The sequence below is a fragment of the Actinocrinis sp. genome (assembly GCF_035653575.1).
Lineage (GTDB): Bacteria > Actinomycetota > Actinomycetes > Streptomycetales > Catenulisporaceae > Actinocrinis.
Genome location: NZ_DASRBQ010000045.1, coordinates 1 through 12,821 on the forward strand (window position 1 = coordinate 1; position 12,821 = coordinate 12,821).

10 protein-coding genes are annotated in these 12,821 nt (G+C 71.8%); 4 read left to right on the forward strand and 6 right to left on the reverse strand.

Going from position 1 to position 12,821, the window contains the following annotated elements:
- The 3 genes from VFA06_RS06935 to VFA06_RS06945 form a co-directional block, all read right to left on the reverse strand.
- A partial coding sequence (locus tag VFA06_RS06935; RefSeq protein WP_324839596.1) for a (2Fe-2S)-binding protein occupies positions 1 to 308 on the reverse strand: 308 nt, incomplete at its 3' end.
- Positions 302 to 1,486, reverse strand: coding sequence for an FAD-dependent oxidoreductase (locus tag VFA06_RS06940; protein WP_324839597.1), 1,185 nt, complete (start codon positions 1,484 to 1,486; stop codon positions 302 to 304). The genes VFA06_RS06940 and VFA06_RS06935, both read right to left, overlap by 7 nt.
- Before the next feature lie 233 nt (positions 1,487 to 1,719).
- The gene (locus tag VFA06_RS06945) at positions 1,720 to 4,188 is read right to left on the reverse strand and encodes an ATP-binding protein (RefSeq protein WP_324839598.1); all 2,469 of its coding nucleotides are present in this window, start codon (positions 4,186 to 4,188) and stop codon (positions 1,720 to 1,722) included.
- Between the two features lie 288 nt (positions 4,189 to 4,476).
- Here VFA06_RS06945 and VFA06_RS06950 point away from each other — a divergent pair, with 288 nt between their 5' ends.
- On the forward strand, positions 4,477 to 6,540 hold the full coding sequence (locus VFA06_RS06950) for a bifunctional 3'-5' exonuclease/DNA polymerase (protein ID WP_324839599.1): 2,064 nt from the start codon (positions 4,477 to 4,479) through the stop codon (positions 6,538 to 6,540).
- Positions 6,541 to 6,577: 37 nt separating this feature from the next.
- Here the strand turns inward: VFA06_RS06950 and VFA06_RS06955 are convergent, their stop codons facing one another.
- Positions 6,578 to 6,961 carry a VOC family protein gene (locus tag VFA06_RS06955; protein WP_324839600.1) on the reverse strand — a complete coding sequence of 128 codons (384 nt, stop codon included), beginning with the start codon at positions 6,959 to 6,961 and terminating at the stop codon, positions 6,578 to 6,580.
- Positions 6,962 to 7,070: 109 nt separating this feature from the next.
- Here VFA06_RS06955 and VFA06_RS06960 point away from each other — a divergent pair, with 109 nt between their 5' ends.
- The 3 genes from VFA06_RS06960 (at position 7,071) to VFA06_RS06970 (ending at position 9,978) form a co-directional block, all read left to right on the forward strand.
- Positions 7,071 to 7,664 (forward strand): TIGR03086 family metal-binding protein, encoded by a 594-nt coding sequence (locus VFA06_RS06960; RefSeq protein WP_324839601.1) that lies wholly within the window; start codon positions 7,071 to 7,073, stop codon positions 7,662 to 7,664.
- Positions 7,665 to 8,104: 440 nt separating this feature from the next.
- Positions 8,105 to 9,274 carry a GTP-binding protein gene (locus VFA06_RS06965; RefSeq protein ID WP_324839602.1) on the forward strand — a complete coding sequence of 390 codons (1,170 nt, stop codon included), beginning with the start codon at positions 8,105 to 8,107 and terminating at the stop codon, positions 9,272 to 9,274.
- A 392-nt stretch (positions 9,275 to 9,666) separates the two neighbouring features.
- A complete protein-coding gene (locus VFA06_RS06970) occupies positions 9,667 to 9,978 on the forward strand; it encodes a metalloregulator ArsR/SmtB family transcription factor (RefSeq protein ID WP_324839603.1) in 312 nt (103 codons plus the stop codon).
- Here VFA06_RS06970 and VFA06_RS06975 read toward each other — a convergent pair.
- Together VFA06_RS06975 and VFA06_RS06980 are read right to left on the reverse strand one after the other, a co-directional pair.
- On the reverse strand, positions 9,935 to 10,663 hold the full coding sequence (locus VFA06_RS06975; RefSeq protein ID WP_324839604.1) for a hypothetical protein: 729 nt from the start codon (positions 10,661 to 10,663) through the stop codon (positions 9,935 to 9,937). The two genes, VFA06_RS06970 and VFA06_RS06975, sit on opposite strands and share 44 nt — an antisense overlap.
- Positions 10,664 to 10,763: 100 nt before the next feature.
- The coding region (locus VFA06_RS06980; RefSeq protein WP_324839605.1) for a glycosyl hydrolase family 95 catalytic domain-containing protein at positions 10,764 to 12,821 on the reverse strand (2,058 nt) is incomplete at its 5' end.

Genomic DNA, 12,821 nt, shown 5'->3' on the forward strand with positions numbered 1-12,821 from the left:
GTGACCACGTCGCCCGGCTTCGCCGGGACCAGGCACGCGCGCTGATTCGGCCGGCCGTTCACCGTCGCCAGGCAGTCGAAGCAGACCCCGATGCCGCAGAACACGCCGCGCGGCTCACCTTCGGTGCGTGTCCGCCGCCACGCCACGATCCCGGCTTGCCACAGCGCCGCGGCGATCGTCTGGCCCGGCAGCGCCTCGATCTCCCGGCCGTCGACGCGCAGCGCGAACGCGGGTTCCGGCCGCGCCGCGACCAGCTGCTGCGGCGTGCGCGGCGTATCCGTCCCCGCACTTCGGCGCCGAATCAGCATGCTTGCGCCTCCACGCTCGCCGCCGCCCCCGCGAAGCGGTCGGGCCGGAACGGCGTCAGGTCCAGCGCCGGGGTCGAACCGGCCAGCACCTGCGCGACGAGCTGCCCGGTCGCCGGAGCCAAGCCGATCCCGGCTCCCTCGTGACCGCAGGCGTGTACGAGCCCTGGCGCACGCGGATCCGGGCCGATCGCCGGCAGATGGTCCGGCAGATACGGACGGAATCCGACGTACGCGCGCATCACGTTCGCCGACGCCAGGATCGGAAACAGCGCGATCGCCTGCGCCGCGAGCCGCCGCAGCACCGGCAGCGAGACCTCGCGGTCGAAACCCACGCGCTCGCGGCTCGCGCCGATCAGGACCGGCCCTGACGAGGTGCCCTCGACGACGGGCGAGGTTTGCAGCGCCGCCGAATCGCTGGCGACGTCTGCGACGTAGTCGGCCGCGTAGACCTTGTGCCGGACGATTCGCGGCAAGGGCTCGGTCACGAGGATGAACCCTCGGCGCGGCAGGACCGGCAAGGTGACCGGCGCGAGGGCTGCGACTTCTGCGCCCCACACTCCGGCCGCGTTAACGACCGCTGGCGCGTGGATCTCACCGCGGCTGGTCTTGACGCCGCGTACCGCACCGCCGGGCGTGTGAAGCAGATGCGTGACGGTCTCACGCGTGCGCAACCGTGCCCCCGCACCGCTCGCCGCCCGAATCAGATGCGCGGCCGCGAGCGCCGGCTGAACCTGTGCGTCCTGCGGGTAGAGCACGCCGCCGGCCAGCCCCGAGGCGAGATGCGGTTCCAGCTCACCGAGGCCGTCCGCCGCGATCGGCTCCGCCTCGACGCCGCACCGGCGCTGCGCATCGGCGAAGGAGGTCAGCGCGTCAAGGCTCTTCTCGTCCTGCGCGACGACGAGCCCGCCTTTCGGCTCGTACTCGATGGCCGGGGCGAAGGGTTCGGCCGCCAGTTCCCGCCACAGCCGTGCGGAGAGCAGGGCCAGGTCTAGTTCCGGGCCCGGAGGCTTGTCCGAGACCAGGATGTTGCCTTCACCGGCCCCCGTCGTGCCGCCGGCCACCGGGCCGCGGTCCACCACGATCACGTCCAGTCCGGCCCGCGCGGCGTAGTACGCGCAGGCCGCGCCGACCATGCCGGCGCCGATGATCACGGCGTCACAGATCGCGTTGCGGGCCACGCCAGTACAATGTCACATGTTATCGATTTCGCCAATGCCCCCGCCCGCCTGACCTATGGTCCGCATTTGGTCGGCGTTTGGTCCGGATCGGCCTCATACGCTGCGACGTCGGCGATGATCCTGCACAGGCTCGTCCGACGGGGGTGGCGCCGCCGGTGCAGCAGGGGGCATCGGCGACGCCTACCTGGGCCCGGTTTGGAAAGTCTGGCCTGGGGCCGCTTTCCAAACAGCGCCTAGTGCTGCGTCAGCCCGGCCAGCGCGGTGTTGAGCTCGGCGACCATCCAGTGTTCGCCGAGCGCTTCGAACAGCCGGCTCGCTTCGCGCAGCCTGGCCGCGGCCTCTTGCGGCTGCCCCAGGTCCAGGTAGACCTCGGCGAGGTCACGCAGCGCGTTGGCCTCTTCGTGCACGTCACCGGTCTCGGCGAAGCCCCGCACCGACTCGGCGACGTACCCCAGCGCCTCCTGCGGCCGGCCCAGCCTGGCCAGCGCCGTGCCGATCCCGTTGACCGCGCGCGAGATGCCGCGCTGGTCCTTCAGCTCGCGGAACACTTCGAGAGCGGTGGTCTGCGAGCGCAGCGCCTCGTCGAACTGGCCGAGCCGCGCGTAAGAGTTGCCCAGGTTCGACAGGCACAGCGCCTGCCCCCAGGCGTCGTCGAGCTCCTCGAACAGGGCGAGCGACTGGAGCCCGACCGTGATCGACTCCTGAATGCGGTCGGCGTCGGCGTGCGTCGCGGCGAGGTTGCCGAGCACCTTGGCCTCTCCGGTGCGCCAACCGGCCTCCCGCATGAGCACGATCGCCCGCTCGTAGAACTCGACCGCCTCGTCGAAGCGCCGCATCGGCCGGTACGCGCTGCCGAGGTTGCAGAGCACCTTGCCCTCGGCCTCGAGATCGCCCAGCCGGTGCGCGCACTCGGCGGCCGACTTGTGGGTCGCGATCCAGTCCCCGTAGTGGTTGCGCCGGTCGAAGAACGGGAACATCGCCGTCGGCAGCTTCCAGCCCTGCTCGAACAGGTCGAACTGCTGGGCCTGGAGGGAGACCGCGGTGAGGTTCTGCCGCTCCAGCTCGCACCAGGCCAGCGCGGCCTGCTCGTCGGCGAACCGCTGCGCGGGCATGACGAGGCGGGCCGGCGGCGGTTCGAGCGGCGGCAGGTGCGGGTCGAGCGTGACGCGCGCGATGCACGCGCTGTGCAGGTACCAGTCGACCAGCCCGGTGATCGCGGTCGCGCGTTCCTGCGCCGAGTCCTCGACCAGCGCGCGCTCGTGGGCGAACAGCCGCAGCAGATCGTGCAGGCGGAAGCGACCCGGCGTGTGCTCCTCGGCCAGATTCGAGTCGGTCAGCCTGGCGAGCGCGGCCGTGCACTCCTCCTCACCCAGGCCGCACAGCGACGCGCACGCCGCCAGCGGCAGATCCGGGCCGTCATGCAAGCCCAGCAGCCGGAACAACCGTTGCGCGGCTGAGGGAAGCGTCTGATACGACCAGCCGAACACGGTGCGGATCGCGGCCGTCTCGTCGTCCTCGACCGCCAGCTCGCTGAGCCGATTCGAAGCGACGCTCAGCGCTGCGACCGCGTCCGTGACGGTCATCGTCTCGTCGCCGGCGATCCGCTCGGCCGCGATACGCAGCGACAGCGGGTGACGCGCGCACAGTTCGGCCAAGGCTGCGGTAGCGCCCGGTTCGGCGACTGCACGCGCGCCGATGGTCCGACGCAGCAGCCGGATCGCATCACGCAGAGCCAGCGTCTCCAAAGAGATCCGCTGCACGCCCTCACGCACGGCCAGGCCGGAAAGACGGGAACGGCTGGTGATCAGCACTCGGCAATGCGGAGACGCCGGAAGCAGCGGCCTTATCTGCTCGGTGTCGCGCGCATTGTCCAGCAGCACCAGCATCCTGCGATCCGTCATCAGCGTGCGGTACAGCACCGTGCGCGCATCGAGCGAGGCCGGCATCCGGTCCTCCGGCACGCCGAGCGCGGTAAGGAAGCGACCGATGGCGTCCTCAGGGGAGACGGGATGGCCGGAGGGATGGAAGCCCTGCAGGTCTATGTAGAGCTCGCCGTCGGGAAAGCTGTCGCGCGCCTGGTGCGCCCAGTGCACGGCCAGGGTGGTCTTGCCGATGCCGCCCATGCCGTTGACCGCGCTGATCACGACCGGGACGGCGATGTCGCTCTCGCGCAGCAGCCGGTCCAGCCGCACCAGTTCCCCCGAGCGGCCGGTGAAGTGCTCGATCGAGGCGGGCAGCTGACGCGGGGGCGGTGGGCTGAGGCTCGCGACGTCCGCCGGTCGGCCGACCAGCGCGGCCTGACCCGATGGCGTGGCTGTCGCAGCAGGCTGATCTGACGAGAGGCCCGCACTCAACCCGGGCTCCGCGGCGGCGTGTGGCATGCCCGTGGGCGCTGCCTTCGCCGCAGCCTGCTCCAGGAGCGCCTGACTTGCCTCCCAGGCGGCCCGCTCGGCCAGGGCCTGCTCCCGCATCCGTGCGAGCGTTCCCGGAGCGAGGTTGAAGAAACGCTCGTAGGCCTCGATGACCGCTTCGGGAGGGATCCGGCGTCCGGCTTCGTAGTCGACGATCGCGCTGTGCGAACCGAGGTGCAGCGGCTGGAGCAGATCGCGTTGAGCCAAGCCGCGGCCGCGCCGCAGCCGGCGCAGGACGGTGCCGAGCGCGGTAACAGCCGGCTCGGAGGGTGGTGTGGCCGCCGGAGTCATCGGGCGATCTCCCCAGTTCTGCTCGTGCTCGCCCGCCGCCCGGCAACGGGCTCTTGAGTAAGAAGCCGATATTACACGCCCCGCTGTCGCTCACTCCTGCCACATAAGTTTCGGACGCTCGGCGACGCGTGCCTGCTGGCATGATCGCCGATCTGGCGCGGCGGCAAAACCGCCGTCTCGGAGAGCGGACGCGGCACGCTGCCCGGCCGGCGCACGCGGCGAGTGGAAGTGGTTCGGGGCCGCGTTCGGGGCCGCGATGCTGTCGGTGCCCGGCGCGATGATGGAAACATGCGGATCGCGCTGACCATGGACGCCGCCGAGCCAGGAGATCCCGGACTGTCCGGGTGGATTCAGGTCTTGGCCGACGACGGCGTGCCCGCGCATCCGCCGCAGCGAGCCGAGGACTTGCCCGCGCTGGTCGCAGAGCGTGAGCGCGCAGACGCGCCGCGCTGGGTGTGGGCGGCGACGGAGACGGATTATCCGCGCCTGTTACGCGCCGGGGTTCGCGTCGAGCGCTGCCACGACATCGCATTGACCGAGGCGCTGTTGCTCGGCCTCGTGGGTCGTTTCGGCGAGCCGCGCTCCCTCGCTGCGGCGTGGGCGCGGCTGCACGGTTTGCCGGTCCCGGACGATCCGAAGCCGATCGGCCCCGAGGAGCAGACGGCGCTGTTCGGGCCGGGCCTGTTCGCCGCCGCGAGCGGAACGCAGCCCGATCCGTTGCGGGAGTTGGAGATGCTGGTCGAGGTGCACGCCGACCAGCTACGCCGCATCGCCGCGAGAACCACTGCGGGTCGGGATAGCGCGCACGGTCGAGCGCGAGGGCGTCGCGGTGGCGCTCCCGCCGTACCCGTTGTTCCAACCGACGGCGCGGTAGGCGCAGTGCACCCCGGTGGCTCGGCCTCAGCCGCCGTGTCGGCTTCGCCGTCCGCTCCTTCCGCGCCGTCTGGCCCTTCCGCGCCGTCTGGCCCTTCCGCGCTCTCCACTCTCGTCGCCGCCGAGTCCGCCGGTGGCTTGGTCGCCGCCGAGATCGCGGCCAGCGGAGTGCCCTGGCGCGTTGAGGCGCACGACGCCGTGCTCACCGAACTGCTCGGGCCGCGGCCGTTCGGCGATGCGCTCCCGGCCAAGCTGGCCGACCTTGGCACCCGGGTCGGCGCCGCCTTCGGGTACGCGCCCGGCCGGTTCAACCCTGATTCCCCTAACCAAGTGCTTCGAGCCCTGAGGCACGCCGGGTTCTCCGTGCAGTCCACACGCGCCTGGGAATTGCGCCGCATCGAGCATCCCGGCATCGAGCTGCTCCTGGAGTACAAGGAACTGTCCCGGCTGCACGCAGCCCACGGCTGGGCCTGGCAGGACGCCTGGGTCAAAGGCGGCAGGTATCGGCCCGAGTACGTCGTCGGGGGAGTGGTGTCCGGACGCTGGGCCACTCGCAACAGCGGCGCGTTGCAGATCCCGCGGATCATGCGCCGGGCGGTCGTCGCTGACGAGGGCTGGTCCCTGGTGGTCGCCGACGCGGGACAACTCGAGCCGCGGGTGCTCGCCGCCGTCTCCGGAGACGGGGGACTGGCCCGCGCCGCCGCAGCGGGCGACCTGTACGCCGCGCTCGCCGCGGAGGCCTTCGACGGCGACCGCGCGGCCGCGAAGCTCGCGCTGCTCGGCGCGATGTACGGGCAGACCAGCGGCGGCATCGGACCGCTGCTCGCCGTGCTGCGCAAGCGCTTCCCGCTCGCGATGGCCTACGTCGAGGAAGCGGCGAGGACGGGGGAGCGCGGTGGTGTCGTCTACTCGCGGCTCGGCCGGGCCTGCCCGCCGCCCTCCTCGCGCTGGCGAAGTCTGGTCACCGGCCTGCCGGGCAGCGCGGAAGGCGAAGGCGCGGCCGCAGCGAGCGGCATCGACGCCGGGCAGGATCCGAGCGGCGCGGCGGACCCGTTCGCCGACGGCGCGGAGGAGAGCGGCGAGGGCGGTGACCCGGCGCGCAGATCTGGGCAGGCCGCGCGCAGCCGCGGGCGGTTCACCAGGAACTTCGTGATCCAGGCCAGCGCCGCGGACTGGGCGCTGGTGTGGCTCGCGGTGCTGCGGCGCAGGCTTTCCGAACTCGCCGAGCAGTCCCTCCCGCGCGCGGACCGCCGCGCGGTGGCGGCCGATCGCGCGGCGGCCCTGTTCGCCGAGGCGCCGCATCTTGTCTTCTTCGTCCACGACGAGGTGGTCGTGCATACGCCGGCCGCGCTCGCCGAACAAGCGGCCCGCGCGGTGGCCGAGGCCGGTGACGAGGCCCGCCGCGTCGTGTTCGGCCCGACCCCGGTGCGCTTTCCGCTGGCCACCGCGATCGTCGACTGCTACGCGGACGCGAAGTGATGCCGGCCGGGGCGGCCGGGCAGCGGATCGATCGCGGCTACGCCTGCTGCTCGGGCGGCAGCGGCCGCAGAACGCAGAACTCGTTGCCCTCGGGGTCGGCCATCACGACCCAGCTGACCTTGTCGCCCTGTCCGACTGAGACCCGCTGCGCGCCCAACGAGATCAACCGGGCCACTTCGGCGTCCTGATCCTCCGGCCGCAGGTCGAGGTGAAGGCGGTTCTTGCCGGGCGTGGGGTCGGGCACCCGCAGGAAAAGCAGATCCGGCGCGACGCCGTCCTGCGGGCTGCCGGCCGGCGGCTCCAGCACGATCTCGTCGGGCTCCTCATGCGTACGACGCCAGCCGAGCGCTTCCTGCCAGAAGGCCGCGACGGCGAAGGGGTCCAGGCAGTCGATATCTATGCACTGAATGCGTAGGGTCACCGGGCCATCCTGTTGTCGGGCCCGGTACCGGTCAATCGAGATTTCGCGCCGCTCGCTCGAGACTGCGCACTACTGCGCACTGTCGGTGGTCGCGGGTAGTGTCTCGATCATGACTGACCTACGAGTGTTGCATCGGCGGGCGTTGCAGGTCAGCGTGGACGTCGTCAACGAGGTCACGCCGGACCGCCTGGGGCTGCCCACTCCGTGCGCCGAGTGGGACCTCGGCCAGCTGATCGCGCACATGATCGGCCAGAACCTCGGCTTCGCCGCGGCCGCGCGCGGGGAGCGCAACGGCGTGGAGGCCTTCGCGCCGGTTCCGATAACCGACGACCCGAGCGGGCGGCACGCCGAGAGCGCCACGCAACTCGCCGAGGCGTTCGCGGTGCCCGGCTTCGAGCAGCGCGAGCTGTGGTTGGCGGAGATACGCGGCGGCGGGTTCTACCCCGCGCAGACCGCGGTCGGCTTCCACCTGGTCGACAGCGTCGCGCACGGCTGGGATGTAGCCAGGGCGCTCGATCTGCCCGTGTCCTTTGACGACGAAGTGCTGGAAGCGGCGCTCGTCATCTCGCTGGCGATACCGGACGGCCCGGCGCGGGAGCAGCCCGGTGCGCCGTTCCGGCCCGCAGTGCGCGTCGGCGGCGGCACGGATCTGTTCGGCCGAGTCCTCGCGCTGCTCGGACGCTCGCCGGACTGGAAGCCGTAGCCCACACGCTGGTGAAGCCAGACCTACCGCGCCGTCGTCCCGCGAGCTGACAGATCGGCAGGTGGCGCGGCGAGCGCGGCAGGGCTTTGCGTGATCCACTGGACGTCAAGCCCATGAACGGACCGCCGCGACGGGTATCAGGGTTCTTTATCAGCCCTCGCATTCCGGCCGCGCGGATTATTGACACGCGTCGATTGACTGCGCCATGGTGTTCCCGTCCACCCGGTGTGCCAGTGCTCTCATGAGCGTGGTTCGCCGCGGCGCCGCGACCCCGGGGTCGCGGTCCGGCGGCCGCTCAGAATCAGCGCGGCGCTTCGGGCGGGTGGCGTACTACGGGGATCACGAATGCACCGCGGCCACCGGCCGAGGAAGAACGGGCCGCCGAACCGAGGCGGACCCGCGAGCACGGCCGACGCCCACACGAAGGGACCGACCCGCCCGTGATCACCCTGGTACCGCTTTCCGGCTTCCTGGGCTCCGGCAAGACCACGACGCTGATCTCGGCGGCGATCGCCATGCAGCGCACCGGTCGACGGGTCGCCGTCGTCACCAACGACCCGGGCGCCGGCCTGGTCGACACCAATCTCGCCCGCGGCGGCCTCGACGAGGTCGCGGAGCTGGCCGGCGGCTGTCTGTGCCGTCGCCTGCCCGACCTCGCCGCGCTGCTCGCCGACGCCGACGCGGCCAAGAAGGCCGACGTGGTGCTCGTCGAGGCGTCAGGCAGCTGCGCCGACCTGCGCAACACCGTGGTGCGCCCGCTGCGCGACCGGTATCGCGACCAGGTGACCGTCGCCCCGCTCACCGCGGTCGTCGATCCGCTGCGGCTGGCCGCCTTCACGAGGGCCGCGGAGCGCTGCGAACCGGAGCCGGACCTCGGCTACCTGTTCGGCCGCCAGCTCGTCGAGGCCGAACTGCTGGCGATCAACAAGACCGACTTGATCGGCGACGAGCGCACCGCGAAGCTCGAGGCCAGGCTCGCCGCCGACTATCCGACATCTGTCGTGCTGCCATACAGCGCCACCACCGGCGCAGGGCTCGAAGCGCTCGTGCGGTTCTGGACGCGGCCGAACCCCGCCGCGAACGAGCACCAGAGCAACGGGCCCGGCGTACCTGCCGGCCTGAGCGCGCACGCTGACGTGCGCGCGGCGCGCGGGGAGCCGAAGCTCGACTTCACCCGGTACGCCGACGCCGAGTCGCAGGTCGCCTGGCTCAACGAGGCCTTCCGGGTCACCGCGGCCGGACCGGCCTTCGACGCGCTGGCCTGGGGCCGGACGGTGCTGCGGAACCTGTCCGACTGGAGTGCGGCGGCGGGCTACTACATCGGTCACATCAAGCTCGCGGTGCGCACCCCGGCAGGCCTGGCCAAGCTCAGCGTGACGGACACCGGCGCGCCGCCGCTGGCCGACCGGGCACCCGCGCGGCCGGTCGAGTATGGATACGCCACGCTCAACGCCAGGGTCGTCTGCCCGCCGTCAACCCTCGACGACGCTGTGCGCGAGGCGATCGCGGCAGCCGACAAGGCGCACCGGGCGACGTCGCACGGCGCGCGTCCCTCCGCGTTCCGCAGCGCACACCGGCGGCAATCGCAACGGCTAGCGGCGACCGGCTGACCGGCGCGCGGCGCGTGAGCCACCCAGCCGGTCCCGGTCACAGCGCCCACGCCCCAACCAATCATCCACCGGGATCGTCAAGCGAAGTGGGCTATATGGACTGAAACAGGGCACCCTTGACGTGGCGCGCAGGTCTCGCCGGCGAATTCGTCAGACCTCTGAGTCGGATGGCCGATATGCGCACGCGCTGCGTCCCCAATCCACTACAGTCGGTTTGCAGCCGAGTGCGGTCGGCGGCAGTCACGGCGGTTCCGGCGCGTGCGGTGTCCGGATCCGTCGACGGTGCGACGAGCTCGTCCCTTCCGGAACCCTCCGTTTCGTGCGACGCCGAAAGCCACTATCCGATGCCTGTTTCCCTCAGCCGCAGCGCCTTGATCGACCGGAGCACCGCCGTGACCTACGCGGCGTGGTTCAAGGCCCTTTCCGACCCGACCCGCGTGCAGATCCTCAACCTGCTCGCCGCGGCGCACGGTCCGCTGAGCGTGGGCGAGATCGTCGAGCACGCGGAGGTGGGTCAGCCCACGGTCTCGCATCACCTCAAGATCCTCGCCGACATGCGGCTCGTGCTGCGCCGCCGGGACGGGACCAACGTGCTGTACTCGGTCGACCGGGCGGCGCTGGACTCCTGCCCGAGCGCCGCGGACGCGGTCTGCGGCCGGCTCAGCGCTCGTCCGGCCCGGCCAGGCCCTCCCCTTCATCCTTGAGCCAGGCCAGGTTCAACTCCTGCGCGCTGTGCGCCACCATGCGCCGCAGCAGCACCGATTCCGGTCCCACGCCCAGCGCCTCGGCCAGCGCCGCCTGAGCCGCGGCCACGTGCGGACGCGCGCCACAGGCGGCCCGCAGGTGCAGCGAACGGCGCAGCAGGTCGAGCCCGGCGTCGCGGTCCCGCTCCAGCAGGTAAAAGCCCTGATGCCGTACCACGTACGACTCCAGCAGCGGATCGCCCTCCTCCAGCGCGGTCGCCAGCGCGCGACGGTAGACCGCCTGCGCGCCGTCCCGGTCGTGGCGCAGGTTCTCCAGGGACACCCCGAGCCAGAACGCCGCCCAGCCCGGCGCGATCTGCCCGTCCAGCCGTTCGAACTCCGCGACCGGGTCCGGCCCGAAGAACGGGTCGCTCGACTTGGTCAGTTGCCGCCAGTATTCGAGCACGGCGATCAGGAACGCGGCGGTGGCCGGCGCCGGCCCGGCGATCCGCGCGATCGCGCCGCGCGCCTCGTCGGCCGCGTCGAGGCACCAGGTGTGCCGGTCCACCATGATCTCCGCGCGCAGCACCGCGCCGTCCTCGCTCTGCGGCGTCAGCCGCAGCGCGCCGTCCCAGTCCCCGGCGCGCTGCAGCCGCCGCGCCGCGGCCAGTTGCGGATCGGCGTAGTACATACTGTCGCTCTTCATGAAGCCCGATTCTGTCTGAAGCCCGCCGCCCGGGCGCCGAGTTTGCCTGGACATGACACACTCGCCAACGCGTCCGGTACCGGCGGTGGACAAATGTGGATCAGATCACTGTGACGCGCTGCCCGGCCGTCAAGTCCAGCAGCCGGGTTCGCGACTCACCCGCCTGGTTTCGCCAGCGCAGCTCGACCCGAGTGCCGGCCTGTGCCTCGAGCACGACAGCCGTCGGCGTTCCCTGAGACCAGGTCAGCTCGGCGATGGTCACCGCGCCGCGGGCGCGCAGGCCGGTTACGCGGCCGTCCGGCCACTGCGGTGGGAGGGCGGGCAGCAGCTCGATGATCGGGACGCCGCCCTCGACCGCGTGGCTTTGCACGAGCAGTTCCGCGATCGCGGCCGTCACGCCGAAGTTGCCGTCGATCTGGAACGGCGGATGGGCGCACAGCAGCGAGCGGTACACGCCACCGCCGGACCACGCGCCCCCGTCGTTCTCATTCTCCTTCGTGTTCTCGGCCCCGCTCTCGCCTTCGACACCTGAATCAGGCCTCTGGGGCAGGATCGGGTGCAGGTACCGGTCGAGCAGCCGGTGTGCCGCGTCACCGTCGCCGAGTCGCGCCCACAGCGCGACCTTCCACGCGAGCGACCAACCGGTGCCCGCGTCGCCGCGCTCCTCCAGCGAACGCCGGGCCGCCTCCCGCAGGACCGGATCCGCCGCGACGACGCTGCCGGGGAACAGGCCGACGAGGTGCGACACGTGCCGGTGATGCGGGTCCACCTCCGTGCGCTCGGCCGACCATTCCAGCAGCTGGCCGCGCGAACCGACCCGCAGCGGGGCCAGCCGTCCCAACGCCGACCGCACCTCGGCGATCGTCGCGGTGTCCTGCTCCGTCAGCGGCACCCCGACCGCCAGCACCTCCTCGGCGCCCTCCAGCACGAAGCCGAACAGCTCGCGGGCCAGGGTCAGGTCCATCGCGCACCCCTGATCCACGCTCGCCGGACCCTCCGGGGTGGCGAACTGGTTCTCCGGACTGGTGGAGGGGGACGTCACAAGGCGCCCCTCGCCGTCCTCGACGAGCAGGTCCAGCACGAAACGCGCGGCGTCCAGCGCGACCGGCAGCGCGACCGCGGCCAGGAAGGCCAGGTCGCGGCCGAAGCGCCAGCGCTCGGCCAGGTGCGTGCAGAGCCAGGCTCCCGCCATCGGCCACTGCGACCACATCGGGTCGCCCTGACCGCCGCCGACCGGCACGGCGAGCCGCCACAGGTCGGTGTTGTGGTGGCAGGTCCAGCCGCGCGCGCCGTAGATCTTCCGCGCGACCGGACGCCCGGCCTCCGACAAGTCCGCGACCAGGCGCAGCAGCGGCTCGTGGCATTCCGGCAGCGCGGCGGTCTCCGCGGGCCAGTAGTTCATCTGCGCGTTGATGTTGACCGTGTACTCGCAGTTCCACGGCGGCGTCAGTTCGGCGTTCCAGACGCCCTGCAAGGTCGCGGCCTGCGTGCCGGGACGCGAGGAGGCGAGCAGAAGGTACCGGCCGAGCGCGAATGCGAGTACTGAAAGGTGCTCGTCCCTCTCACCTGCCGCCCGCCGGGCGAGCCGCTCGTCGGTCGGCAGATCCGGTACATCGCCCGGAAGGTCAAGGACGACCCGGTCCATCAGGGCACGATGTTCGGCCACGTGCGCGGCCCGGATCTTCTCCCAACCATCCGCGCGGGCGCCCTGCACGTCCTGGGCCGCCTCCACCAAACACTGCTCACTGTCGCGCGTCGGCGCGGTCTCCCAGCCCGCGAAGCCCGTGCGGATCGCGACGTACGCCGTCACCGCACGCGCACCTCGCACCGCGATCCGCGGCTGTCCCTCCCCAATATCAATACTCGGGATCACGTGGCCCTCGGCCTCGACCCGCAAGAGCGCGGCAGCACGGATCGATTGCCGATCGTCGTCCTCATCGACGACCCCATCGGTGCGCGGCCAGGGCACGACGTGGCGCGGCGCGGCGAGCAGCAGCGCCAGCGACGCTCCGTCGCCGTCCTCGTCATCCGGCACGGCACGCACCTCGGCCCGGTGCTGCGGCGTCGCAAGGCTCAGATTCACCTGGAGTCCGTCCGGATCCTCGGTCTCCAGGTGCACCGCGACCACGTCATACTGCGTGCTCACCAGCACCTGCTG